Annotated in this window: 29 protein-coding genes; 14 read left to right on the top strand and 15 right to left on the bottom strand. The window is 68.0% G+C overall.

Annotated elements, in window-relative coordinates:
* Positions 1–16 precede the first annotated feature (16 nt).
* The 3 genes from fmdA to WFH23_RS02225 are packed head-to-tail and all read right to left on the bottom strand — an operon-like array spanning position 17 to position 2,239.
* A complete protein-coding gene (gene fmdA, locus WFH23_RS02235) occupies positions 17–1,270 on the bottom strand; it encodes a formamidase (RefSeq protein WP_336661447.1) in 1,254 nt (417 codons plus the stop codon).
* 44 nt (positions 1,271–1,314) lie between these two features.
* Positions 1,315–1,545 carry a zinc ribbon domain-containing protein gene (locus WFH23_RS02230; protein ID WP_234037265.1) on the bottom strand — a complete coding sequence of 77 codons (231 nt, stop codon included), beginning with the start codon at positions 1,543–1,545 and terminating at the stop codon, positions 1,315–1,317.
* A gap of 43 nt (positions 1,546–1,588) precedes the next feature.
* Positions 1,589–2,239 (bottom strand): AmiS/UreI family transporter, encoded by a 651-nt coding sequence (locus tag WFH23_RS02225; RefSeq protein ID WP_336661446.1) that lies wholly within the window; start codon positions 2,237–2,239, stop codon positions 1,589–1,591.
* A 229-nt stretch (positions 2,240–2,468) separates the two neighbouring features.
* Here WFH23_RS02225 and WFH23_RS02220 point away from each other — a divergent pair, with 229 nt between their 5' ends.
* The 4 genes from WFH23_RS02220 (at position 2,469) to moaA (ending at position 5,735) form a co-directional block, all read left to right on the top strand.
* A complete protein-coding gene (locus WFH23_RS02220; RefSeq protein ID WP_090147699.1) occupies positions 2,469–2,867 on the top strand; it encodes a TOBE domain-containing protein in 399 nt (132 codons plus the stop codon).
* A 28-nt stretch (positions 2,868–2,895) separates the two neighbouring features.
* Positions 2,896–3,750, top strand: a complete 855-nt coding sequence (gene modA, locus WFH23_RS02215) for a molybdate ABC transporter substrate-binding protein (RefSeq protein ID WP_336661445.1) — start codon at positions 2,896–2,898, stop codon at positions 3,748–3,750.
* A 68-nt stretch (positions 3,751–3,818) separates the two neighbouring features.
* On the top strand, positions 3,819–4,589 hold the full coding sequence (locus WFH23_RS02210; protein ID WP_336661444.1) for an ABC transporter permease: 771 nt from the start codon (positions 3,819–3,821) through the stop codon (positions 4,587–4,589).
* A gap of 57 nt (positions 4,590–4,646) precedes the next feature.
* On the top strand, positions 4,647–5,735 hold the full coding sequence (gene moaA, locus WFH23_RS02205; protein WP_336661443.1) for a GTP 3',8-cyclase MoaA: 1,089 nt from the start codon (positions 4,647–4,649) through the stop codon (positions 5,733–5,735).
* Between the two features lie 5 nt (positions 5,736–5,740).
* Here the strand turns inward: moaA and WFH23_RS02200 are convergent, their stop codons facing one another.
* A complete protein-coding gene (locus tag WFH23_RS02200; protein ID WP_090147694.1) occupies positions 5,741–6,154 on the bottom strand; it encodes a molybdenum cofactor biosynthesis protein MoaE in 414 nt (137 codons plus the stop codon).
* Entirely contained in the window at positions 6,151–7,419 is a 1,269-nt protein-coding gene (locus WFH23_RS02195; protein ID WP_336661442.1) for a ThiF family adenylyltransferase, read from the bottom strand. Before WFH23_RS02195 ends, WFH23_RS02200 begins: the two co-directional genes overlap by 4 nt.
* Before the next feature lie 61 nt (positions 7,420–7,480).
* Between WFH23_RS02195 and WFH23_RS02190 the strand changes: the two genes are divergently transcribed.
* Genes WFH23_RS02190 through WFH23_RS02175 form a run of 4 tightly spaced genes read left to right on the top strand, consistent with a single transcriptional unit; the run spans position 7,481 to position 10,026 of the window.
* Positions 7,481–7,729, top strand: coding sequence for a MoaD/ThiS family protein (locus tag WFH23_RS02190; protein ID WP_090147690.1), 249 nt, complete (start codon positions 7,481–7,483; stop codon positions 7,727–7,729).
* Positions 7,730–7,731: 2 nt separating this feature from the next.
* Positions 7,732–9,021: a molybdopterin molybdotransferase MoeA gene (locus WFH23_RS02185; protein WP_336661441.1), complete on the top strand. Its 1,290-nt coding sequence runs from the start codon at positions 7,732–7,734 to the stop codon at positions 9,019–9,021.
* On the top strand, positions 9,014–9,520 hold the full coding sequence (gene moaC, locus WFH23_RS02180) for a cyclic pyranopterin monophosphate synthase MoaC (RefSeq protein ID WP_336661440.1): 507 nt from the start codon (positions 9,014–9,016) through the stop codon (positions 9,518–9,520). The genes WFH23_RS02185 and moaC overlap by 8 nt, the downstream gene beginning before the upstream one ends.
* Entirely contained in the window at positions 9,517–10,026 is a 510-nt protein-coding gene (locus WFH23_RS02175) for a molybdopterin-binding protein (RefSeq protein WP_200329571.1), read from the top strand. The genes moaC and WFH23_RS02175 overlap by 4 nt, the downstream gene beginning before the upstream one ends.
* A gap of 27 nt (positions 10,027–10,053) precedes the next feature.
* Here WFH23_RS02175 and WFH23_RS02170 read toward each other — a convergent pair whose 3' ends face one another.
* The gene (locus WFH23_RS02170; protein ID WP_176698300.1) at positions 10,054–11,505 is read right to left on the bottom strand and encodes a solute carrier family 23 protein; all 1,452 of its coding nucleotides are present in this window, start codon (positions 11,503–11,505) and stop codon (positions 10,054–10,056) included.
* A 189-nt stretch (positions 11,506–11,694) separates the two neighbouring features.
* Complete coding sequence (locus WFH23_RS02165) at positions 11,695–12,066, bottom strand: FKBP-type peptidyl-prolyl cis-trans isomerase (protein ID WP_090147678.1); 372 nt, start codon at positions 12,064–12,066, stop codon at positions 11,695–11,697.
* 121 nt (positions 12,067–12,187) lie between these two features.
* On the opposite strand from WFH23_RS02165, the gene WFH23_RS02160 reads away from it, so the two are divergent.
* On the top strand, positions 12,188–13,054 hold the full coding sequence (locus WFH23_RS02160; protein ID WP_090147675.1) for a fumarylacetoacetate hydrolase family protein: 867 nt from the start codon (positions 12,188–12,190) through the stop codon (positions 13,052–13,054).
* A gap of 125 nt (positions 13,055–13,179) precedes the next feature.
* Here WFH23_RS02160 and WFH23_RS02155 read toward each other — a convergent pair whose 3' ends face one another.
* Complete coding sequence (locus tag WFH23_RS02155; RefSeq protein ID WP_090147672.1) at positions 13,180–14,691, bottom strand: aspartate ammonia-lyase; 1,512 nt, start codon at positions 14,689–14,691, stop codon at positions 13,180–13,182.
* 163 nt (positions 14,692–14,854) lie between these two features.
* Between WFH23_RS02155 and WFH23_RS02150 the strand changes: the two genes are divergently transcribed.
* Positions 14,855–16,006: a glycerate kinase gene (locus tag WFH23_RS02150; protein ID WP_336661439.1), complete on the top strand. Its 1,152-nt coding sequence runs from the start codon at positions 14,855–14,857 to the stop codon at positions 16,004–16,006.
* Here the strand turns inward: WFH23_RS02150 and WFH23_RS02145 are convergent, their stop codons facing one another.
* From WFH23_RS02145 to WFH23_RS02130, 4 genes are all read right to left on the bottom strand, one after another.
* Positions 16,007–17,515, bottom strand: coding sequence for an MFS transporter (locus tag WFH23_RS02145; RefSeq protein ID WP_336661663.1), 1,509 nt, complete (start codon positions 17,513–17,515; stop codon positions 16,007–16,009). It abuts the gene before it with no gap.
* A gap of 116 nt (positions 17,516–17,631) precedes the next feature.
* Positions 17,632–18,504 carry a M48 family metallopeptidase gene (locus WFH23_RS02140; protein ID WP_090147666.1) on the bottom strand — a complete coding sequence of 291 codons (873 nt, stop codon included), beginning with the start codon at positions 18,502–18,504 and terminating at the stop codon, positions 17,632–17,634.
* Positions 18,505–18,516: 12 nt separating this feature from the next.
* Entirely contained in the window at positions 18,517–19,086 is a 570-nt protein-coding gene (locus tag WFH23_RS02135; protein WP_336661438.1) for a LemA family protein, read from the bottom strand.
* Between the two features lie 30 nt (positions 19,087–19,116).
* The gene (locus tag WFH23_RS02130) at positions 19,117–19,314 is read right to left on the bottom strand and encodes a hypothetical protein (protein WP_090147662.1); all 198 of its coding nucleotides are present in this window, start codon (positions 19,312–19,314) and stop codon (positions 19,117–19,119) included.
* Between the two features lie 72 nt (positions 19,315–19,386).
* Between WFH23_RS02130 and WFH23_RS02125 the strand changes: the two genes are divergently transcribed.
* The 4 genes from WFH23_RS02125 (at position 19,387) to WFH23_RS02110 (ending at position 22,837) form a co-directional block, all read left to right on the top strand.
* Positions 19,387–20,382, top strand: coding sequence for an alpha/beta hydrolase (locus WFH23_RS02125; RefSeq protein WP_336661437.1), 996 nt, complete (start codon positions 19,387–19,389; stop codon positions 20,380–20,382).
* On the top strand, positions 20,382–21,797 hold the full coding sequence (locus tag WFH23_RS02120; protein WP_336661436.1) for an alcohol acetyltransferase: 1,416 nt from the start codon (positions 20,382–20,384) through the stop codon (positions 21,795–21,797). The genes WFH23_RS02125 and WFH23_RS02120 overlap by 1 nt, the downstream gene beginning before the upstream one ends.
* Positions 21,794–22,459 (top strand): DUF6320 domain-containing protein, encoded by a 666-nt coding sequence (locus WFH23_RS02115; RefSeq protein ID WP_336661435.1) that lies wholly within the window; start codon positions 21,794–21,796, stop codon positions 22,457–22,459. Before WFH23_RS02120 ends, WFH23_RS02115 begins: the two co-directional genes overlap by 4 nt.
* A gap of 99 nt (positions 22,460–22,558) precedes the next feature.
* Positions 22,559–22,837, top strand: coding sequence for a hypothetical protein (locus tag WFH23_RS02110; protein ID WP_090147651.1), 279 nt, complete (start codon positions 22,559–22,561; stop codon positions 22,835–22,837).
* A gap of 85 nt (positions 22,838–22,922) precedes the next feature.
* Here the strand turns inward: WFH23_RS02110 and WFH23_RS02105 are convergent, their stop codons facing one another.
* From WFH23_RS02105 to WFH23_RS02095, 3 genes are read right to left on the bottom strand one after another with little or no spacing between them, the layout of a single operon-like run.
* Positions 22,923–23,654, bottom strand: a complete 732-nt coding sequence (locus WFH23_RS02105) for a tyrosine-type recombinase/integrase (protein ID WP_336661434.1) — start codon at positions 23,652–23,654, stop codon at positions 22,923–22,925.
* Positions 23,581–24,156 (bottom strand): hypothetical protein, encoded by a 576-nt coding sequence (locus WFH23_RS02100; RefSeq protein ID WP_336661433.1) that lies wholly within the window; start codon positions 24,154–24,156, stop codon positions 23,581–23,583. Before WFH23_RS02100 ends, WFH23_RS02105 begins: the two co-directional genes overlap by 74 nt.
* Positions 24,157–24,198: 42 nt before the next feature.
* Positions 24,199–24,360, bottom strand: coding sequence for a hypothetical protein (locus WFH23_RS02095; protein ID WP_336661432.1), 162 nt, complete (start codon positions 24,358–24,360; stop codon positions 24,199–24,201).
* Positions 24,361–24,553: the final 193 nt, after the last annotated feature.

The following is a 24,553-nucleotide window of genomic DNA, read 5'->3' as shown; positions in this document are numbered from 1 at the left end:
CGCTGGCCCGGCCTGGTCAGGCTGCGGCGCGCGGCGCACCGATTCCCGGGTCGATCTGCGTGGGCCCCGCCTGCGACGGGCGCGGGTCGAAGTCGAAGATCTCGGTCGGCAGGTACACGGTGGAGCAGGAGTTCGGAATGTCGACGACTCCTGAGAGGCGCCCCTCGATCGGAGCGGCTCCGAGCAGCAGATAGGCCTGCTCCGGGCTGTAGCCGAACTTCGTGAGGTAGTCGATGGCGTGCAGACAGGCTCGCTGGTACGAAAGGTGCGAGTCGAGATAGCGCTGCTCGCCGCCGAGAGTCACCGACGTGCCAGAGAACGCCAGCCAGTGGCTGTACTGCGGTTCGACGTTGCCCGGCATGAAGATCGCGTTCTCGTGCACGCCGTAGGTCTCCATGCCGCCCTTGATGAGATCGACGCGCAGATCGATGAACCCGCCCATCTCGATCGCACCGCAGAAGGTGATCTCCCCGTCGCCCTGCGAGAAGTGCAGGTCGCCGACTGAGAGGTTGGCGCCGTCGACGAACACGGGGTAGAACACGCGAGAGCCCTTGGTGAAGTTCTTGATGTCCTGGTTGCCCCCGTTCTCGCGCGGCGGCGCGGTTCTCGCCGCTTCGCCTGCGACGCGCGTCCAGTCCTCACTCCCCAAGCCCCCCAGCACCGCGTGATCGGCCTCCGGCGGAAGCGCGAGCGGCGGAACGCGATCCGGGTCGGTGGCGATGAGCGCCGCCTCGCGGGCGTTCCATTTCGAGAGCAGCCCGGCCGATGGCGCCGTGCCCATCAACCCGGGATGAATGATGCCGGTGAACGAGACGCCCGGGATGTGCCGGGATGTGGCCGTCTGCCCCGAGAAGTCCCACACCGCCTTGTACGCATCCGGGAACTGATCCGTCAGAAAACTGCCGCCGTTGCGCTTCGCGAAGATGCCGGTGTACCCCCATCCCTGGCCGGCGAGCGGCCCCGAATCCTCTTGCGGGATCGGGCCGACGTCGAGGATGTCGACGATGAGCAGGTCGCCCGGCTGAGCCCCTTCGACGCGGAACGGCCCGCTCAGGGTGTGGACGGTTAGGAGCGGTGCATCGAGGATGTCTTGCGCGGAGTCATCGTTGACGATCGCGCCGTCGAACCACTCCCGGCAGTCGACGCGGAACGCATCTCCGGGCTTCACGGTGGCGACCGGAGGGATCTCAGGGTGCCAGCGGTTGTGGCCGACCTTTTCCTGCTCGGTGAACTTCTTCGACGAATCCAGTTGGAATACATGTTCGGGCATCAGCTCGTCCTCTTTTCCTGTAGCGGGTGGTACGGATCTCTCAGCTATGGCTTCGGAAGTTTTGCGTGGAGCGGGTTTCGGGTAACCGGCTGCCGCGACGCAGCGCCGCGAGCGGGGAGACGATCCACCGTCTGCGGATCGTGCGCGCTGCGAGAGCTTCGTTCGAGCAGGCCGTAGGCGCTGCTGCCCGCAGCCGAAAGGTGCGGTGCGGTGATCGCACGAGTGGCGGTCGCACCGCATTTCGTGCACGCCGTCTGCCGAGGCACCTCGCTCATCGAGTACATCGCGTCGAAGGCGCACCCCTCGGTGCAGCGAAAGCTATAGTTCGGCATCGGTTCGACCTCCGGTCATGGTGCCGGCCGCGACACGGCCGGATCTCTGCTGGCGGGGGCGACCGAGCACCCACGCCGCGGCGAAGCACGCTGCGAACACCGCGGCCGCTGCGAGCGCCGGAGCTGCGCCCGTGACGTAGGTTCCGGTCAGGAGCATGAGGGCGGGCACGGCGCCCGTGCCGATGCCGAGCAGCAGGGTGAACCACCCCGTGACGCGCGTCAGCCGATCGCGTCCGCGGGCGAGCACGAGGAAGAAGAGCAGCCAGAGCACCGCCCAGGACCACCAGATCACGCCGAAGACGGGGTCGCCCAGGTGCGTGAACTGCACGATGCCGTAGACGACGGCGCAGGCCGCGACGAAGATGGAGAACCAGCCGAGCCCCTCTCCGCTCGCGCCGGTCAACGTGTTCCACGCGACGTAGAGGTAGGTGAACCCGAAGAGGTACAGGCCCGATGCACCGAGAATCACCGATGCGTGACCATCGGCCTGCGCGATGATGATCGTCGGGAACACCACCTGCATGCCCCCGACGAACAGGTTCATGGCCGCTGCCGCACGTGCGGGAACGACGTCGAGCAGCATCAGACCGTTGATGAACAGCACGGCTCCGACGTAGAGCAATCCGACACTGCTCATTGCGTTCTCCTCTCGCTGCACTGCGTGAAGAGCGACCGGGAACGTACCTCGGTCAGGCTCGGCGGCTGCGCACGAATGTGGACGACCGCTCTGCTCCAGAAGCTAGTGCGAGTTCCAAAACAAGTCAACAGCGCACGGTGTCCACCGGCGCCGGAAGCCGCGGTCGCCGACGGCACATGCGGAGGTCGGGGCTGACCCTTCCCGCACCTGCGGAGATAGACTCTCAGCCATGACGCATTTCAGGATCAGCGAAGCGGCGGTGCTGCTGGGTGTCAGCGACGACACGGTCCGCAGGTGGAGCGCGGAGGGCCTCCTCGAAGCCGGCGTCGATGCAGCGGGCCGACGCACCGTCAGCGGCGCCTCGCTCGCCCGACGCGCCCTCGATCTCGCGCCGGGCTCCGCCGCACCGGGCACGACCCGGCAGAGCGCACGCAATCGCTTCACCGGAATCGTCACCGGCGTGCAGCGGGAGGGTCTGGTGGCGCAAGTCGAGTTGCAGTGCGGTCCGAACCGCATCGTGTCGCTCATGACCGCCGAGGCGCTCGACGATCTCGACATCGAGGTGGGGTCGAGAGCGACCGCCATCGTCAAAGCCACGACCGTCATGATCGAAACCGAGCGCTGCTGACGCAGCGCCCCTGATTCGAGGAATCTCCGTGCCCCGCCGCATCTCCCCCACGCGCCAGCAGGCGCGCGCCAGAACGACCGCAGCCGTCGCCGTCTGCACCGTGATCCTCGCCCTCGCCGGCTGCGGCGCCCCCGGCGCGCCCGGGACTGCACCGGCAGCTGATGCCGACGACCCTGGGCTCTCCGGCCGGCTCACCGTCGCCGCAGCGGCTTCGCTGCAAGATGTCGTCACCGAGGCCGCAGAAGCCTTCACCGCCGACCATCCGGATGTCGCCTTCGACGCGCTGACCTTCGACGGTTCCTCGGTGCTCGCCACGCAGATCATCGGCGGCGCCCCCGTCGACGTCTTCGCATCTGCCGACGAGCGCACCATGTCGAGCGTCGACGATGCCGGGTTGCTCGCCGCCGAGCCCGTGCGGTTCGCGACCAGTGTTCTCGAGATCGCGGTGGCTCCGGGAAACCCCCTCGCGATCGACTCACTCGAAGACCTCGCCCGGCGCGGAGCCGACGCGCGAAGGCCGACGGTCGTGGTGTGCGCCGCTGAGGTTCCCTGCGGCGCTGCCGCTCAGCAGTTGCTCGAGCGCGACGGAGTATCGCTGCAGCCCGCGAGCGAGGAGCAGAACGTCACGGCGGTCATGACCAAAGTGGCTTCCGGGGAGGCCGACGCCGGATTGGTCTATCGCTCTGATGTGCTGCGCACAGCGGGCAGGGTCGAGGGCGTCGAGATCCCGGGTGCGGGCGACGCCGCTGGGAGCTATCTCATCGCCCCGATCGCCGGGTCGCGTTCCGAGGCGGCTGCGCGTGCGTTCGCCGACTCCCTCCTCGCCGCCGGCGTCCAGTCCCGGCTGGCCGAACTCGGTTTCGGCACGGTGGACTCCCCGTGAACGGCGGATCGCGCACGCGACACGCGCCCGCCCGCGCATCGCAGCGACGCCGCCGGGAGGTTCCCGGCGTGGTGATCGCTCCCGCGCTCCTCGGCGGCGCGCTCCTCGTGCTGCCGCTCGTGGCACTGCTCGTCCGCATGAACTGGTCGGCTCTCCCCGCGACGCTCGCCGATCCGGCGACCGGCAGTGCACTGGCGCTCTCACTCATCACCGCGGCCTCCGCCACGCTCTGCTGCATCGCGCTCGGTGTGCCACTCGCCGTGGTCCTCTCCCGAGCGAGCGGCTGGTGGTCCGTCGCCCTGCGCGGCATCGTCACGCTCCCGCTCGTACTGCCGCCGCTCGTGGGCGGTCTGGCACTCCTCTCACTGCTCGGCCGCGGCGGAGCGCTCGGCGATGTGCTCGCGGAGGCGGGAATCCGCATCCCGTTCACCACAGGCGCCGTCGTCATCGCGCAGACGTTCGTGTCGCTCCCGTTCCTCGTCATCTCCGTTGAGGGGGCGCTGCGCGCGCTCACCCCGGCGTTCGGCGACGCCGCGGCCACGCTCGGCGCCACGCCCGCGACAGCGCTCTTCCGCGTCACACTGCCCATCATCCGCCCCGGCCTGACCGCCGGGATCATTCTCTGCTTCACCCGTGCGCTCGGGGAGTTCGGCGCTACAGCTCTCTTCGCCGGGAACGCCGGCGGTACGACTCGGACGGTGCCCCTCGCGATCTACACGGCGTTCAACGGTGCCGGCGTCACGCAGGACACGGCGCTGACGCTGTCGCTGATCCTCATCGCGATCGCGCTCGTCTCACTCGCGCTCGTGCAGGGGCGAACGGCCGCACGCGCGATGTAGGGCTCCCCGGCGGGGGCCGGGGAGCAGCTGCTAGGGTGGCGCGCAGGAGGTGCCGCGATGCTGATGAAGCTGAGGCCCGTTTCGCGGGCCACCGGGCGCGCGCAGCGATTGCCCTCCGTCGGTCTCCCCGACGCTCGGGGGCGCGCGCTCCGCGACCTGCGCATCTCGATCACGGATCGCTGCAATTTCCGCTGCGTGTACTGCATGCCGAAGGAGCTCTTCGGCAGCGACCACCAATTCATGGAGCGCGACGAACTGCTGAGTTTCGATGAGATCGTGCGCGTCGCAGGCAGCGCCGTCGACCTCGGCGTCGACAAGCTGCGCCTCACCGGCGGCGAGCCGCTGCTGCGGCGGGGCATCGAGGAGCTCATCTCCAGACTCGCAGCACTGCGCACCCCAGACGGACGAAAACCGGATCTGGCGCTCACGACGAACGGCTCCGCGCTGCGCGTCAAAGCCGCCGCCCTGCGCGAGGCCGGACTCGACCGGGTGACGGTCTCAGTCGACTCGCTCGATGAGACGCGATTCCAAGCGATCAACGACGTGCGGTTCCCGCTCGCCAGAGTCTTCGACGGCATCGCTGCGGCCAACGCGGCCGGGCTCGGCCCCGTGAAGGTGAACGCCGTCGTCAAGCGCGGCGTGAACGACGACGAGATCGTTCCGCTCGCGGAGCATTTCCGGGCGGAGGGCCAGATCCTGCGCTTCATCGAGTACATGGACGTCGGCGCGAGCAACGGCTGGGTGCTCGACGACGTCGTGCCGTCGGCGGAGATCATCGAGCGCATCGACGCGGTGCACCCCCTCGTACCGATCGCGGAGACCCGAGCGGGCGAGACCGCCAAGCGCTGGCGATACCTCGACGGGTCAGGCGAGATCGGGGTCATCTCGAGTGTCACGGGCGCCTTCTGCGGAACCTGCACCCGTGCGCGCGTGTCGGCCGACGGCAAGCTCTACACCTGCCTGTTCGCGTCGCGCGGCTTCGATCTGCGCGAGTTGCTGCGCTCAGGGGCCGACGACGACCAGCTGCGAGGTGCCCTCGCAGACGTGTGGTCGGTGCGAGACGATCGATACTCGGAGCAGCGCGCGCAGCTGGGCGATGCGGCTGCGGATCGCGAGCGGATCGAGATGTCGTATATCGGAGGGTGATCGAGCTAGAGCCCGACCCACTCGCTGATCCCGTCGGCGAAGTGCTGGCGCTTCCAGATCGGCACCTCGTGCTTGATGCGCTCGACGAGTCGCTCGATGGCCGCGAAGGCTTCGGCCCGGTGCGGCGCAGAGGCCGCGGCGACGAGCGCGGCGTCACCGATGCTCAGTTCACCGACGCGGTGCACGGCGGCCAGTCGCAGCCCCGAGCGCTCCTGCTCCGACGCGACGCACGCGGCGATGAAGCGCTCGGCCTCCGGGTGCGCCCGATAGTCGAGCGCCGCCACATCTCGGCCCCCATCGTGATCGCGCACGATCCCGTGGAAGGTCACCAGCGCGCCGCACGTCGGATCGTCGACCGCGGCGACCACCTGCTCAGCGTCGATCGACGTATCGGTGATACGGGCGAATATCTCAGTCATGCGTCCTCCTCGGCCCGCGCGTCGGATGCACGCGCGCCTGCTTCCCCTCTGACGATCAGATCGGGTGCGGCGCTCGCGAGTCGCGAGATCCCGCCGCGCACGAAGCGAACCTCGTCGATCCCCTGCGACACGAGCGCTGCTGCCGCGCGAACGGAACGGGGATCGCGCTCGCAGTACACCCAGATCGGCCCATCGGCACCGTTCTCGAGCATGCCCTCCAGGCTCTGGATATCACCGGTCTCGATATCGTCCACCGAGAGCCGAACCGCGCCGCGCACGCGACGTTCAGCGAACTCCTCGGCGGACCGCACATCGAGCACGCGCGACGGCTCACCCGTGCGCAGCGTCTCCGCGAAGGCTTCGGCACTGACCCCCCGTGACTCCGGCAGCGTCGATGACGGAGTCGTTCCGCAGAACATCTCGTAGTCCACCAGACCGGTGATCGGCGCCGCGAGCGGATCCCGGTTCACCGCGATCTCACGCGTACGGGCCGCGAGTGCGTCGTAGAGCAGCACCCGCCCGATCAGCGGCTCCCCGATGCCCGCGATGAGCTTCAGCGCCTCGGTCGCCATGAGCGTGCCGATGGTGCCGCAGAGGCCCGGAAGCACTCCCCCGACCGCGCAGTTCAGCACGCTCTCCGGCGCCGGCGGGGCGGGGAACAGATCGCGGTACCCGGGACCGAAGCGGTGCCAAGCGACGCCCACCTGCCCGGAGAACTGCAGAATCGCTCCCCACACGAGCGGAGTTCCGGTGAGCTCCGCCGCGTCGTTCGTGAGATAGCGGGTGGGAAAGTTGTCGCTGCCGTCGAGCACGAGATCGTACGCCTCGAACAGGTCGAGCGCGTTCGTCGCGCTCAGCCGCACACGATGGCGATCCACCGTGATACTCGGATCCAGGGCGAGCACGGTCTCCGCGAGCGCATCGACCTTCGCGCGCCCGATGTCGGAAGTACGATGCGTGGTCTGCCGGTGGAGGTTCGACATCTCGACGACGTCGTCATCGAGCAGCCCGATGCGGCCCACGCCGGCTCCGGCGAGAAACGGGACGCTCGCGCACCCCAAGCCGCCCGCGCCGATGACGAGCACCTTCGCATTCGCGAGTCGCCGCTGCGCTTCGTCGCCGAACCCCGGCAGCACGATCTGGCGCTGCGCGCGAATCGCGGCTTCTGCGGGGAGCGCCTCGACCGGAGCCACGAGCGGCGGGCGCCGGCCGGCGCCGCGTTCCGGTTCCGGTCGCGTCGCACGAGAATCACCGACCCCAGACATGGCACTCATTCTACGAGCCATGCACGCCGGCGCACGCACGAGGGTTCGCTAGCATGGCGGTATGCCTCGCATCACTCTGAGATACTTCGCAGCCGCGGCGGAAGCCACGGGCCGCGAGGAAGAGCTGTGGGAGACGACGGGTGATGCGACGCTCGCCGCACTTCGCACCGAGTTGGTCGAGCGCTACGGCGACGACATGCAACGGGTGATCCGCTCGGGTTCCTTCCTCGTGGACGGCACGGTGCGATGCGATGACGGGAAGATCGTCGGCGACGTCGTCGACGTGCTCCCCGCCTTCGCGGGAGGATGACGATGCGCAGCCACGCCGAGCACGCAGCGGTCGTCGCCGAGCTCATGCTTCCGCTGCTCGAAGATCTGGCGCTGCGCGCGCCCGAGCTGATTCTCATCGACGACGGTGCGCTCTCGGGCCGAGTGGCCGCCCACGACATCGCCGCCGCTCTCGCGCTGCCGCCCTTCGACAACTCGCAGATGGACGGCTATGCGGTGCGCACCGCAGATTTCACCGGTGCTCCGCCGTTCGTGCTGACCGTCGGCCCCACAGCCGCGGCGGGCGACCCGCCGTTCATGTGCCCGCCGGGCGCCGCCTGTCCCGTCATGACGGGTGCCGCTGTTCCGTTCGGAGCCGACGCCGTGATCCCGATCGAGCAGGCGGATCCGCCGCGATTCGGGCGGTTGCACCGCCCGACCGGCACGCCGCTGCCTCTCGCGCCGCCCGAGGAGACCGTCGCCTTCGCCGAGGCTCCGTCCGCCGGTGCGTTCGTGCGGGAGCAGGGATCCGATCACCGGCCCGGCGCACCACTGCTGCGCGCCGGGACCCGGCTGCGCCCGACATCGATCGGTCTCCTCGCGAGCGCAGGGGTCTCGACGGTCCCAGTGCGTCTGCGTCCGCGCGTCCTGCTGCTCTCGACGGGCGACGAGGTCACCGCCCCGGGTGAGCCGCTCGGGCCCGGGCGCATCTACGACGCGAACGCGCCGATGCTGGCGGCTGCCCTGCGCGAGGCGGGAGCCGACGTCACCACGCGACGGGTCGCCGATCACCCCGAAGCGCTTCGCGCATGCATCGAAGCCGCGGGGACCCACGATCTGCTGGTCACCTCTGGCGGCATCAGCGCCGGGGCCTTCGAGGTGGTGCGGGATGCCTTCGGCGGCGATTCCGATGCTGCGCGCTCGACGGGCGATATCAGCTTCACCGGGATCGCGATGCAGCCAGGAGGTCCGCAAGGCGCCGGTTCCATCGTCGTCGACGGGCGGCGACTCGTCACCCTCTGCTTCCCCGGAAACCCTGTGAGCTCCGCCATCTCCGCAGAGCTCTTCCTCCTGCCGCTGCTTCGCGCGTACGCCGGAGCGCCGGCGCACGGCGAGCGCTCGACGGCCGTGCTCGCGCACGACGCGGATTCGCCCGAGCACAAGCATCAAGTGCGTCGCGGTCGCTTCCTCGACGATGGCACGGTAGCCCTGACGCCGCCGAGCTCGCACCTGCTTGCGGACCTCGCCCGCGCCGAGCTGCTCGCCCACATCCCCATCGGAGTCGCCCATCTCGAGGCCGGCTCCCCGATCGAGATACAGAGGTTCGATGTCTGAGAACGCTCCCCGACCGACCGCTGCAGATGCAGGAGAGCTCACTCACCTGCGCCCGGACGGCAGCGCGCACATGGTCGACGTCAGCGATAAGGCCGTGACGAAGCGCACAGCGACCGCGGAGGCGTACCTCGAGACGCGCGCCGATGTGGTGGAGCGTCTCGCGACGGGTGACCTGCCGAAGGGAGAGGCACTCGGTACGGCGCGCATCGCCGGCATCATGGCGGCCAAGCGCACCCCCGACCTCATTCCGCTCTGCCACCCGCTGCCGCTCTCGAAGGTCGCGATCGACTTCGAGTGCGAGTCCGATCGGGTCCGCATCACCGCCTCTGTGACGACGCGCGGTGTGACGGGCGTCGAGATGGAGGCGCTGACCGCGGTGAGCGTCGCCGCCCTGACCCTCTACGACATGATCAAGGCGGTCGACCACCACGCGGTCATCACGAGCACTCGTGTGCTGGCCAAAGCTGGCGGCAAGAGCGGCGACTGGGAGATCTCGTGAGCGAAGCTCCGCGTGCGGCGCGCGTGATCGTCGCGTCGACGAGTGCGGCCGCCGGGAAAGCATCGGACACCACCGGTCCCCTCATCGCCGAATGGCTGCGCGAACACGGCTTCACCACCGGTGACCCCTCCGTCGTCGCCGACGGTGACGACGTGGCGCGCGCCGTGCGATCCGCGCTGGCCGAAGCGCCAGCGGTGATCGTGACGACCGGCGGCACCGGGGTGTCCCCCAGCGATCGCACCCCGGAGGCCGTCGAGCCGTTGCTCGAGGTGCAGGTGCCCGGGCTCATCGAGGAGCTGCGGAGACGAGGAGTCGCGACGCTCCCCGCCGCGGTGCTCACCCGGGGTGTGGCAGGGTTCGCCGGATCCTCGTTCATCATCACGCTCCCCGGCTCGGCCGGCGGCGTGCGCGACGGTCTCGCCGTGCTCGAGACGACCCTCGAGCACGTGCTCGCGCAGCGCTCCGGCGGAACGCGATCCCACGACGGGCACGCGCCGCGACGCTGACCGCCGCATTCCGCGCCCGAGCGAGGACTAGACGCCGAGCGCCGCCTCGATCGGCCCGCGCGCGAAGAACAGCACGAAGCCGGCCCCGACGACCCACAGCAGCCAGTGCACCTGCTTCGCTCGCCCGGAGAAGGCGTGCACCAGCACCCAGGCCACGAAGCCGGCGCCGATGCCATTCGCGATCGAGTAGGTCATCGGCATGACGGCGACCGTCAGGAATACCGGGAGCAGCACACGGAAGTCGGTGAGGTCGATGTGCTTGATCTGCGCCATCATCAGCGCGCCCACGATCACCAGCGCTGCTGCGGCCACCTCGGTCGGCACGATCTGCGTGAGCGGGGTGAAGAACATCGCGAGCAGGAACATGAGGCCCGTGACGATGTTCGCGAACCCGGTGCGCGCCCCTTCGCCGATGCCGGCCCCCGACTCGATGAAGACCGTGTTCGACGATGACGACGTCAAACCGCCCGCGATGGCGCCGACGCCCTCGACGACGAGCGCCGACTTCAGACGCGGGAAGTTGCCCTGCGCATCGGCGAGTCCCGCCTCGCGCGACAGGCCCGTCATCGTGCCCATGGCATCGAAGAAGTTCGTGAAGAGCAGCGTGAAGACGAGCATCACGATGGTGACGATGCCGACGCGCCCCAGATCGAAGCTGACCGCTCCGACGAGCCCGAGGTCCGGGATGCCGAACGGCGCTCCGTCGAGCGCCGGCACTGTGAGCCCCCAGCCGCCCGGGTTCTCCGTTGCGGCACCGAGATTCCAGATGGCTTCCACGACGACCGCGATGACCGTGCCGGAGACGAGACCGATCAGCAGGCCGCCCTTGACCTTCGCCGCGACCAGCACTCCGGTCAGGATCAGCGTGACCACGAAGATCAGCGTCGGGACGGTGACGACCGAGCCCCCGATGCCGAGCCCGACGGGCGGAGACGCGCTTCCCGTCGCCGTGACGAACCCGGAGTTGACGAAGCCGATGAAGGCGATGAAGAGACCGATGCCGACCGTGATGGCGAGCTTCAGCTCGACCGGCACGGCATCGAAGATCATGCGGCGGAGGCCCGTCGCGGCGAGCAGAACGATGAGCACGCCGTTGATGACGACGAGCGCCATCGCCTCCGGCCAGGTGACCTGGCCGACGACGGAGAAGGCGAGGAACGCGTTGATGCCCAACCCCGCTGCGAAGCCGAACGGAAGCCGCGAGACGATGCCGAACAGGATCGTCATGACCCCGGCCGTCAGAGCGGTGACGGCACTGACCGCCGGGAACGAGAGCGTGTTCCCCTCGACGTCAACGCCGCTCGTCAGGATGATCGGGTTCAAGATGACGATGTAGGCCATCGTCACGAAGGTGACGAGCCCGCCGCGTATCTCGGTTCCGAAGGATGAGCCGCGCTCGGTGATCTTGAAATAGCGGTCGACACCTCCCCACGCACCGGTGGGTTTCCGCTCGTCCGTCACCTGCTGCGCCTCCGTCACGGGCAGCTCCTCTCCGTCACACTGGGTGTTCGCTGAACACGGAAACGCTACCACCGCATGCGTGCCAGGTCGTCCCGAAACGACAACGACCGAGGATCGCTCGCGAGAAGGAGCGATCCTCGGTCGAAGGATCGGCGTGCTGTCAGCTGCTCAGTTCTTCAGCTGCTCAGCCGACGGTGCGTCGAACGATCAGCTCACACCGAGCAGATCGATCACGAAGATCAGGGTCTTGCCCGACAGGGGATGCCCGCCCGACGTGCCGTACGCCTGAGCGGCGGGAACGATGAGCTTGCGACGCCCGCCCACCTTCATGCCCGGGATCCCGACCTGCCACCCCTGGATGAGCGCGCGCAGCGGGAAGTTGATCGATTCACCTCGGCCCCACGACGAATCGAATTCCTCACCCGAGTCGTACTCGACTCCGAGGTAGTGCACGTCGACGGTCGAGCTCGCGAAGGCCTCCTCGCCGGTGCCCTCCACGATGTCGACGATCTGCAGTTCAGTCGGCGCCGGTCCCTCGGGGAACTCGATCTCGGGCTTCGTCTGCGGTGTTTCAGTCATGCCCTCATTCTCGCGGATTCTCCGCTGCCGCCGCCTCCGAGTTCGCCCACAGGGGAACTGCGTGCGGTCGTCGAATATGGACGACGCGAACAACGGGCCAGGCTTCCGGTAACCTTTCACTGTGAGATTCGCACACTTGATCCCTGCTCCGGCCGCTGCCCCAGAGCTGGTCGTCGTCGACGACAGCCGCTACCTCTCGCTGCGCGCAATCGGCCAGCCGTACCAGACGCTGCAGCAGCTGATCGAGGGCGGCGACGATGCCCTCGCCCAGGTGCAGAGCGCCGTCGCAGCGGCCGACGACGACGCCTGGGCGCGACTCGAGGGGGCCACGTACGCTCCGGCCGTCATCGGCGCTCCGATCGTTCTCGCGGTCGGCCTGAACTACGACGAGCACGCGAGCGAGCTCAGCCTCGACAACGACTCCGGCCCCGTGCTCTTCTCCCTCTTCCCGAACTCGCTCGGTGCGCACCTCGGTCAGGTGCCGCTGTCGAGCGACGTGAGCACCGAGGTCGATTACGAGGGCGAGCTCGGGGTGATCATCGGCAAAGCGGCGAAGAACGTCTCGCCGGAAGACGCTCTGGAGCACGTGTTCGGCTATACGGCGATCAACGACGTAACGGCGCGCGATATCCAGTTCCAGGAACCGCAGTGGTCGCGCTGCAAGTCATTCGACGGCTTCACACCGATCGGCCCGGTCGTCGTAACCGCGGACCAGATTCCCGACCCCCAGGCGCTGCATCTGACGACCGACGTCGATGGACTGCGCGTGCAGGACTCCACGACCGGCTTCATGATCCGCACCGTTGCGCAGCTCATCTCCTCGATCTCTCAGGAGTCGACGCTGCTGCCCGGCACCGTCATCTCGACCGGTTCCCCGGGTGGTGCCGGTCGCTCGCGCAAGCCGCCGCTCTACCTGCGCCCCGGCACGGAAGTCACCGTGACGATCGAGGGCATCGGTTCGCTGACGTCGCACTGCGTCGAGGCGTAAGCGCTCGGTCGGCGCGCAGGCGTTCAGGGCTCTCTTCGGCGAGCACCGCGACGGACCGCCTGGGTGACACACGCAGAACGGCCGGTGGAATCCGAGGATCCCACCGGCCGTTCTGCGTGTCCCGTCTACTTCGCGGGCTTCTTCGACACCTGGGTGCCCTCGCCGTCCTCGATCTTCTCCGGTGCGGGGATCGCCGCATCGCTGATCACATCGATCACGTCGGTCTCGGGCGCGAGCCCCGCGAGCTTCGACGGCTGCAGAATCTCGTCGAGCTGCGCCTGATCGAGCAGACCGCGGGACGTGACGAGCTCCGATACCTTCTCGTTCGTCGCGAGCGCCTCCTTCGCGAGCTTCGCGGCGGCAGCGTATCCGATGACCGGCGCAAGCGCGGTGATAACGGTCACCGAGCGCGACACCATGTCTTCGAGGCGCTCCTCGTTCGCCGTGATGCCGTCGACGCAGTTGACGCGCAGCGTCTGACAGGCGCGCTCGAGCCACGTGATCGACTGGAAGAGAGAGTGCGCGATGACCGGCTCGAATGCGTTCAACTGCAGCTGCCCGGCCTCGACCGCCATCGAAACGGTGACGTCGGCGCCGGCGACGGAGTAGGCGACCTGCGTGACCGCTTCGGGGATCACCGGGTTCACCTTGCCCGGCATGATCGACGAACCGGCCTGGCGGGCGGGAAGGTTGATCTCACCGAACCCGGCCTGCGGACCGGAGGAGAGCAGTCGGAGATCGTTCGAGATCTTCGAGAGTTTCAGAGCGCTGCGCTTGAGTGCTCCGGAGAAGGTCACGAACACGCCCGTATCGCTCGTGGACTCCACGAGATCGCCCGCGGTCTCCAGCTCGAGCTCGGTGATGTCGCGGAGGTGTTTGATCACCGTCTCCTTGTACCCCTTCGGCGCATTGATGCCCGTGCCGATGGCGGTCGCGCCCATGTTGACCTCGCGCAGCAGCGCCACGGCCTCGCGCAGCCGATCGATGTCCTCACGCAGCGTCACGGCGAAGGCGTTGAACTCCTGGCCGAGCGTCATCGGCACCGCGTCCTGCAGCTGCGTGCGGCCGACCTTGATGATGTGCGAGAACTCACGGCCCTTCGCGGCGAACGACTCCGCGAGCAGGCCCAGCTCGTCGAGCAGGCTCCCGAGCGAGAACGCGAGCGCGATCTTGATCGCGGTCGGGTAGGTGTCGTTCGTCGACTGGCTGTGGTTCGTGTGGTCGTTCGGGTTGATGAACCCGTAGTCGCCCTTGGCGTGGCCCGCGAGCTCGAGCGCTCGGTTCGTGATCACCTCGTTGGCGTTCATGTTCGTCGACGTACCTGCGCCGCCCTGGATCACGCCGACCACGAACTGATCGTGCAGCATGCCCGTCTTGATCTCTTCGCAGGCGCGATCGATGAGGGTGGCGCGCTGCTCGTCGAGCGCCCCGATCTCGAGGTTCGCGCGCGCCGCCGCCTGCTTGACGCACGCGAACGCGCGGATGAAATCGGGGTAGACCGATACCGGGCGGCGCGCGATCGGGAAGTTCTCGTGGGCTCGTGCCGTGTGCACCCCCCAGTAGGCAGACGCGGGAATCTCGACACTGCCGAGAGAGTCCGTTTCAGTGCGTGTCTGTGCTGACAAGAAGTCGCTCACCGGGAATCATGGCTCCATACTCGTGGAAAGGCGGGCCTGCCGCCAGGACGGTCTCAGCCTACCGCTCAAACGTGCACGGCGACGAAGGATCGCGTGGCCGCCGAACAATCATCGATGACCGCCCGCTCTGCTCTGCGCGACCGTGAACCGGTAGCGTGAGCGTATGCGAATCGTCGTGGCTCCGGATAAGTTCAAGGACGCTCTTGACGCCCGGAGCGTGGGCGATGCTTTGGCCGACGGCATCCGCTCCGTAGAAGCGGATGCCGACATCAGTGTGGTGCCCATGGCGGATGGCGGCGAGGGCACCCTCGACGCGGCCATCGCCGCAGGGTTCGCCGTGTCGCGGGTGACCGTGACCGGACCGCTCGGCGCTCCGGTCGACGCCGAGTTCGCCCAGCACGCCACGACGGCGGTCATCGAGCTCGCCCGGGCGTCGGGCCTGTCCCTCGTAGCGCCCGGCCATCGCGATGCGCTCGGAGCGTCGTCGCGCGGCACCGGCGAGCTGATCGCTGCGGCGCTCGCGCACGGTGCGACATCGATCATTCTCGCAGTCGGCGGGAGCGCATCGAGCGACGGCGGAGCCGGCATGCTCGCGGCGCTCGGCGCACGGCTGCTCGACGCTCAGGGCGAGCCGCTGCCCGACGGCGGCGGCGCGCTGCGCGACCTCGAGCGCATCGAGCTCGACACCCTCGACCCGCGTCTCGCCGATACCCGGTTCGTCCTCGCGAGCGATGTCGATCATGTGCTCCTCGGACCCCAGGGTGCCGCGAGCGTCTTCGCGCCGCAGAAGGGAGCGAGCGTCGCGCACGTCGCACAGCTCGAGCTCGGTTTGACCCGTTTCGCCCGCATCCTCCGCGCCGAGCTCGAACGCCGCGCTCCCCGCGACCGGGTCAAGGACTTCGCGCAGCACGCCGGCGCAGGAGCCGCCGGGGGTGTCGGTTTCGCCGCCCTCGCCGTGCTCCGCGCATTGCAGCGGCCTGGGGTCGATGTGGTGTGCGAGCTCACGCGACTCCGCGCGCATCTCGCGGGAGCCGACCTCGTCATCACCGGAGAGGGCTCGTTGGACGCCCAGAGCCTCGGTGGCAAAACACCCGTCGGAGTGCTTCACGCCGCCGCATCGCTCGGCATCCCGACGGTCGCCGTCTGCGGGCAGTCGTCGCTCGAAGAGTCCGAGTGGCGCGCGGCCGGCTTCAGTGCGTGCTACGCCACGATCGATCGCGCGCCGGATCGCGCGACGAGCATCCGGAACGCACGCGTGTATCTCACTGAGATCGGTGCTGAGATCGCCGCAGCGGTTGCCGCGCGACGCGACTGATCAGACGCTCGGTCGCCGGCCCGAAGCCCGGCCGTTACCGTCTGCGTCGTCCTCCGGCGAGTTCCGCCCGCGCGGCGTCGGTCCGCCTCCGCTGTCGGAGTCCTCGGTCAGATCGTTGATCGAGATCGCTCCCGTTGCCGACGTGCTCGACCCCTCCTGAGGCGCCGACTCCCCCGCCCCCATCACGGGCGTCGAACTGCGTCGCAACACCGAGATCGGCGCGGTGAGGGTTTCGAGCTGCGCACCGGGATCGTCGTCGAGGCCCGGTCGACCGCGGTGCGTCACTCGGAGCTGCAGCCCGTCGCGGTGGAAGCGCAAGCGGCGTTCGGAGAACAGCCAGGTGAGCCCGACCGCGAACGCGAGCAGACCGGCTGCGGCGCTGATGAAGAGGGTCGACCGCGGTCCGAGCACGTCGGCTGCCGCTCCGACCAGCGGTGCACCGATCGGCGTCCCGCCCATCAGGATCGCCATGTACAGCGCGAGCACTCGCCCTCTCACCGCAGGTTCCGCGGTCGTCTGCACGAACCCGTTCGCGGTCGTGAGCATCGTCGAGATCGCGAACCCGAAGAAGACGAGGGTGACGGCGAAGCTCCAGAACGTCGGCATGACCGCAGCGATCAGGCTCATAACGCCGATGCCCCCGACGGAGACGATCACGATGCGCATGCGCGCCGATGGTCGGCGAGCCGAGAGCAGGGCCCCGGCCAACGACCCGATGGCGAGCACCGATGACAGCAGGCCGTAGTCGCTCGCCCCACGGCCGAACTCGAGCGACATGGTCGACGAGATCACCGGGAAGTTCATGCTGAAGGCGCCGACGAGGAACACCATGACGAAGATGACCAGCAGGTCGTGTCTGCCGCGCACATAACGGAACCCCGCGGAGAGCTGTCTCCACTGCGACTCCCGCGCGGACTCCGGAGGTGCGCTTCGACGCGTGCGGATCATCAGCAGGGCCCCGAGCACCGCCACGAACGACACCGCGTTGATGATGAACACCCAGCCGGAGCCGATCACCGCGATGAGCACGCCCGCCACAGCCGGCCCGATGAGACGCGCCGAGTTGAAGGAGGCCGAGTTCAAAGCCACGGCGTTCGAGGTCTGTCCGAGGCCGACGAGATCGGAGACGAAGGCCTGCCGTGCGGTCGTATCGAACGCGTTGACCACTCCGAGCGCCAGAGCGAAGCCATAGAGATGCCACAGTTCCGCCTGCCCGGTGATGAGCAGCACGCCGAGCCCCGCCGCGAGGAGCATGAGCAGTGACTGGGTGACGAGGAGCACCCGGCGCCGGTCGAAGCGATCCGCCACAGCGCCGCTGAACGGCACGAGCAGCAGCTGCGGACCGAATTGCAGCGCCATGGTCGTTCCCACCGCGGCGGCGTTCGTCTCGGTGAGCTCCGTGAGCACCACCCAGCTCTGCGTGGTCGCCTGCATCCACGCGCCGATGTTCGATACCAGCGCCCCGAAGAACCAGATGCGGTAGTCACGAACGGAGAGCGAGCGGAACATATTGGACACGGTTGGGGCGACCTCCTTGGCTACCCTCTAACACTACGCCTCTGCGCGCCCGACATGCGCGGACCGGAGCGGTGCCGACGCCCCGGACGCCTCCCAGCGGCCCTCAGCTAGAACTTGCCGCCCATGTCGAGGAGACGGCGGATGCGCTCCGGGATCGGCGGATGGGTCGCGAAGAGTCGCTGCACCACTCCCGGCTTCAGCGGATCCGCGATCCAGAGGTGCGCCATGCTCGACTGCTGCCGCTGCAGCGGCTGGCCGTGGGTGGAGAGCTTGTGCAGCGCACTCGCCAGCGCCTCCGGATGACGCGTGGTGAGCGCGCCCGTGGCGTCGGCGAGGTACTCCCGCTGGCGGGACACCGCGAGCTGCACGACACTCGCGACGAGCGGAGCGATGAGCATTGCGACGAGCCCGAACACGAGAACGATCGGGTTTCCGTTGTTGTTGCTCCTCCCGAAGAAGGCCATGCGCACGAGCACGTCCGCGATCATCCCGACCGCGACGACGAGACCGTACACGATCATGGAGACGCGGATGTCGTAGTTGCGCACGTGGCCGAGCTCGTGCGCCATGACCCCTTCGAGCTCGGGATCGGTCATGAGGTCGAGCAGCCCGGTTGTGGCCGCGACCATGGCGTGCTCGGGATCGCGGCCCGTCGCGAAGGCGTTCGGCGCTGGATCGTCGATGATGTACACCTCTGGCATCGGCGTACCCGTCGTGATGGCGAGGTTCTCGACGATGCGGTACAACCGCGGATGATCGGCTTGAGTGATGCGGCGCGCGCCACTCATCGAGATCGCCTGGCGCCCGGCCATGAAGTACTGGATCACCGCATAGATCGCCGCCACCGCGACCACTGTGATGACGATGCCGGGAGAGCGGTAGATGTAGGCGGCCAGGTAGCCGAGGCCTCCGACGATGCCGAGAAACAGCAGGATGATGAAGAAGCTGTTGACCTTGTTGCGGCGAATTGCCCGGTACACGGCCCTCCCCGGTTAGAACTGGATGCGCGGCGGCTCCGAGATCGACGCGATGTCCTCGACCTCGAAGAAGACGCGCTCGGTGAAGCCCATGGGGCGAGCGAAGAGGGTGTTCGGGAACACCTGGATCTTCGTGTTGTACTCGCGCACTCCCCCGTTGTAGAACCGGCGCGACGCCTGAATCTTGTTCTCGGTGTCGACGAGCTCGCTCTGCAACTGCAAGAAGTTCTGACTCGCCTGCAGCTGCGGGTAGGCCTCCGCCACAGCGAAGATGCTCTTCAACGCCTGCTGCATGTGGTTCTCAGCCGCAGACGCCTCGGCCGGACCCTCGGCGGAGATCGTTTCAGCGCGCGCCCGCGTCACGTCTTCGAAGACGCTCTTCTCATGCGCCGCGTACCCCTTCACGGTGTCGACGATCGTGGGGATCAGGTCGGCCCGTCGCTTGAGCTGGACGGTGATGTCGCTCCACGCCTCGTCGACGCGCACGCGCAGCGTGACGAGCGAGTTGTACGTCACCCACACGTAGCCGATCAGCAGGACGAGCACTCCGACCACGACGAGCGTGGCAATCAATCCACCAGACATGCTCTGCATCCTAGCGTCGGAGACACGGAATCAGCTGGGATCGCGCGGTTTGTCGGCCGATGCTGGGAGGGCGGCGGCGCCGTCGAACCGCGCCGCCCGAGCGGCTGCGGCTCTGCGCGCAGCACGCGCTCGCTCCCGGCGCAACCGAGCAGCTCGCAACCGCATGAGTACCGCCAGCACGATCACGACGAGGATCGTCATCACGAGCACGAATTTGGCGAAGACCACGGCACCCACTGTAACCGCTCCGAGTTCGCCGGCATCAGGTCGAGCCGGGTCTCCGCGCGTTACGCTGAGCCCATGCCCTTCGCCGACCGACAACGCTCACAACTCAACTGGGTGGTTCGGAAGATGCTGAGCTACTTCGCCGCGCCCCGACTCAACATGCGCGAGGACTACGAGAAGGTGCGCCGCCGGCAGCGCCAGCTCGCCGTGCTGCCCCACCCGAGCTATCACGCGCTCGATGTGGAGATCATGTCGGCCGACGGCGACCACCCGATCCCGGTCCGCGTGTTCCACCCGCGAGAGCGCCAGCGCGATGAGGTCCTGCTCTTCTTCCACGGAGGCGGCTGGGTGACCGGGGATATCGAGAGCTACACGCCGGCGTGCGCGACCATGGCGGATCTCACCGGGTGCGTCGTCGCATCGGTCGACTACCGGCTCGCCCCCGAGCACCCGTTCCCGGCCGGCCTTGAAGACTGCCTGCGCGTCGCCCAACTCTTCCTCGCCGACCCGACGCGCGCCGGAGCCGAACCCGACGACGAGGTGATTCTGATCGGAGACTCGGCCGGGGGCAATCTGACCGCTGCCGTCTCGCTCGCGCTGCGCGAGCGCGGAGAGCCGGGGGCCAAACGGCAGATCATGCTCTACCCCGTCACCCACTGGGATCACGATCCGAGCACCTCGCCATTCGCGTCCGTGCGCAACCACGGCGACGACTACCGCCTCACCAACACGGAGGTGCAGGACTACTTCGACCTGTACGTCCCGGATCGAGCCGAACGAGCGCAGCCGCTCGTCGCTCCGCTCATGGCGGGAGATCTGTCGGGGCAGCCGGACACGTTGATCATCACCGCGGAGCTCGACCTGCTGTGCGACGAGGGCGAGGCCTACGGCAGCGCGCTCGAAGCGGCGGGCAACGTCGTGCGCGTGCACCGCGTGAGCGGCGCGCTCCACGGTTTCATCGCGCTCCCCCGGTTCTCGCGGTCGCTGCGCGAGGCGTACGAGCACATCAATGCGTTCCTCGACGGACGCGAGGAGCATGCGGCGAGCGCGACGGCGGCGGAGACGACGTGATGCCGGCGTCGTGGGTGCGACTCGACAACGCCTCGAACATCTTCCTCGCTGCGAGAAGCGACGCGGATCCCAAAGTGTTCCGCATCAGCGCCGAGGTCGACCACGCCGTGGAGCCGCGCCTGCTGCAGCAGGCGCTCGAGGCGACGTACGAGCGGTACCGCCTCTATCATGCAGTGCTGCGGGGCGGCATGTTCTGGTACTACCTGCAGACGAGCGACCTGCGTCCCACCGTCTCCCCCGAGCACCTTCCGACGTGCGCCCCGATCTATCGGGAGGATCGCAGAAACCTGCTCTTCCGCGTCGCGTATCGGCGGCAACGGATCATCCTCGAGATCTTCCACGCGCTCTCCGACGGCACGGGCGCGCTCTGGTTCCTCACGGACCTCGTCACGGCATACCTCCGAGCGCAGGGTGCCGGTGCCGCCGGAGCGGACGGCGGCGAGACGGCGCTGCCGGCCGATCCTGCATCGCAACCGGTCGAAGACGAACCGCACCCCGCCCACGAACTGATCGCCGACAGTTTCTCCCACTACTTCCACCGCACCCGGGAACCATTCGCCCCGGCCGACGCTGAATCGGAAGCACCCCGCACCGCGCCGCTGCGCACTGCTGCGACGGCTGCGCTGCGGATCCCTCGGTGGCTCCGAGCGCCCCGCACCCGGGTCCACCGGATTCGCGGCACCCGCACCCCGGACAACCGCACACGCGTCGTCGAACTCACCATGCCAGCCCCGGCCGTACTCGCGCTCGCACGCGCGCAGCAGACGTCGCTGACCATCTACCTGACGGCGCTCTTCTTCCGAGCGCTGCGCGAATCGATCGGGCCGCTCGGGCATGCCAACACGCTCGCGGCGTCCATCCCCATCAACCTCAGACAGTTCTTCCCATCAACCTCGGCGCGCAACTTCTTCGCCACGGTGCGCGTGGAGCACGCGTTCGACGCCGACGGCGCCGGCGACGACCTCGGATCGATCTGCCGCGAGCTCGAAGCCCAGTTCAAGCCGAAGGCGACACCGCAGGCGCTCGAGCGGAAGCTCCGGCGACTGATCCGCTTCGAACGCACACCGCTCCTGCGCATCCTGCCCAGAGTGCTGAAGGACGCGATCCTCCGCCTGATCAACTGGGGCAACAACCGCGGGCTCAGCGTCGCAGTGTCCAACCTCGGTCGCGTCGTACTCCCAGAGCCGGCGGGGTCGCGGGTGGGCCGCATGCTGTTCCACGTCTCCGCGGTGCGACCGCAGTTCTGCGCGATGTCGCACGCAGGACTCCTGACGATCAGCTTCACCTCCCCCTTCGTCGAAACCGATCACGTGCGCGCATTCGTGCGAATGCTCACCGACAGCGGCGTCGATGTCTCAGTGGCAGCGGCCCGCGTAACGGAGGACGAACTCGCACCGCAGGAGCCCGGCGCATGAGGCGCTGCGAGGAGTGCGCGGTCACCATCGAGGGCACCTGGACCACGTGCCCGCTCTGCCGGACCGCGCTCATCGGCGACGCCTCCCCCGATCCGCTGCCCAGCGTTCCCCTCACCTTCTCGAAGCGGCGCATCCTGAAGGCGCTCTTCTTCGCGTCGCTCGCGGTGATCCTCGTCTCATTCGTCGTGCAGCTCTTCTTCGCCCGCGACCTCGACGGCATCGGCGTCTGGCGATCCATCTGGCTCGGCGTCACCGCCATGTGGCTCGTCGTGCTCATGGCGGTGCGCAAACGCCGCAACGTGGCGAAAGGCACCGTCTACCTGGTGGCGCTCATCGGACTCGTCTGCGTCTACTGGGACTACCTCGGGGGCTGGCAGCGCTGGTCGCTCACCTACGCCGTACCGATCGTCTGCGCGTCGGCCATCATCGCCCTGCTGATCACCGTGCAGCTCCTCCGCATCGACGTCGCCGAGCACCTCGTCTACAGCGGGCTCACCGTGCTCCTCGGCCTCGCGCCGTTCGTCTTCCTGGTCTTCGGCTGGGTGAACAATCCCTGGGCGTCGTGGAGCTGCATCGTCGTCAGCCTCGTCGCGCTGGGCGACGTGCAGATTCTGCGCGGGCGCGAAATGCGCCTCGAACTCGCGAAGCGCTTTCACCTGTAGTGGGGGGCGGGTGCCGCAAGGGAACGCTCGCGACTCTGGCGCGGTGTCATCCATCGTGGGTAGAGTGCTGGCAATATCCCCGTTGAAAGGAACTGCGCGATGACTGATTACGCGAACGCTTGGGATTTGCTCGCCGACGCAATCGGTGCAGCGAAGAACGAGTCATCAGGGGCCATTGCAGACGTCGCACATCTCACGATCGACCAGAGAATTGAGGTCGCGAAGGTCGCCGCGCTGCTCTCGATCTCGCAAGAATTGAGCGGCCTCCGTCAGGGTGAGGGCGCGGGGCCGGAGAAGATCGAGGCCCATCTGAGCCGGATCGCGATGCACCTGAACGGGGAGACGCCGCCCGTGGAGTTTCGAAGCTTCGATCTCTAACCCGAGGTCCGGGGATGTGATGGTCCCCCCACAGGGATTCGAACCCTGACTGTGCCGATCCACCGGGCCGAAAGAATGGCGGAATCTAGCTAATCGGGATGAGTAGAGACACTTCGGGATGAATCGAGCCGAATGCGCCGCTGATCTGGAGTAAGAGCCGCTGCGCATTCGATATAGATGGGTCATTGTCGGCATAGGTCGAATTGCCATGATGTCCGCTAAGCGACAGGCTTGAGCGCGCTCCGTCGCTCCGGTCGAGCGCTTCCTCGCGGTGCCTCGTGACCGCGGCAATCACGTCATCGAGGCGATCCGGCCAGAGATGCGCGTACATCCGGATCGTTTCCTTCGCCGTCTTACGCCCGAGCAGTGTCTGGATGACGAGAGGGTCGGCGTCGGCTGCGATCGCCGCAGACGCGGCCGTGTGCCTGAGCTTGTGCGGGGTCAGGCCGCGCCGTCCGAGGCCTGCTGCTTCGAGGGCCGGGATCCAAACGCGACCGCGCCAATTCCTCTGGTCGATGGCAGCACCGCCGCGCTGCATACGGAAGAGCCACGCATCCGACTCTTGCTCCTCCATGAGCGGCGCGAGCTCGTCGAGCACGTAGTCGTGCAACGGGATCGCGCGAGTCTCCCACGTCTTCGGCGGCCCGACTGCGCGGGCACCCTTCGTAGTCGTCGTCCAAGTGCGTCGGATGTCAGCGCGTCTCGCGTCGACCCGGATGTCGCCGACGCGCAGCGCGGTAGCCTCACCGATTCGCGGTCCCGCCGAGGCGAGCAGGTAGATCAGCGCGCGGTCGCGGTGCTCGCCGGAGATCTCCATGCAGGGCGAGGCGCTCGACTTCCGCGTACGTGAGCACCGCTTGGTCGTGCGAGCGCTCGATGCGGGGAAGCTCGACGCGAAGCATCGGGTCACGCACGATCCATCCTTCGTCACGCGCGTACCCGAGCACACTGCCGAACGTGCGCGCGACGACGTCGTTGAGTCGAGAGTGCGAGAGCGCGGTGATCGCGCGCCCTTCGGATCGCCCGGTGTAGGTGCGGGGCGCCGACTCGTTCAGCAGTGCCTCGACCCACTCCTCGATCGACTGCCGCGTGATCTGCGAGATCGGCACGCTTCCCCAACGCGGGAGTATGTGCACGTCAAGGTCGGTGCAGTAGGCGGCGGTCGACACCTCCTTGGGTCGCTTCTTCAAAGCGAGCCATGTCTCGGCGAGTTGACGGAATGTATGCTCGGTCAGCTCGGGCGGCGCGTACCTGCCGGCGCGGAGGTTGTCCTCGAGTTCAGCCTCGTAGGCTTCGGCGTCCGTCTTCGTCGTGAACAAGCGGCCGCGCTCGCTGCCGTCGGGTTCGTACCAGCCGCCTCGTCACGGCGACCCGCGGCCGTAGCGCACAGTGCGGAAGTGGTCGGGCAGCGCTTTGAGGATGCGGAGTTCGGTCGCCGCCGGCGAGATTCGCACCTTCGACCTATCGGGCATGAGCGCGACGGCATCCTTCACCCACAGGTCGGTGATCCACACCTTCGCCATTCGAGCCGGTCCTCAGGGTGGTTCAGGCGCGCAGAGTATAGTCCGATCCCCATCTGGGAGGCGACGTAGACGTCTTCATCGAGGCGCTCGAGGCAGCATCGGAAGACCTCGATGCAGCGGTTCGCGACGCCGAGGTCGTGGGCAATGCTCGGGACATGGCCTTCGTGCAGCGCTTCGGTCTCGCGGTACTGCT

The sequence above is a fragment of the Leucobacter sp. USHLN154 genome (assembly GCF_037145595.1).
Classification (GTDB): Bacteria; Actinomycetota; Actinomycetes; order Actinomycetales; family Microbacteriaceae; genus Leucobacter; species Leucobacter alluvii.
The sequence above is the reverse complement of the archived record's forward strand: the minus strand, read 5'-3'. Positions and strand labels throughout refer to the sequence as shown.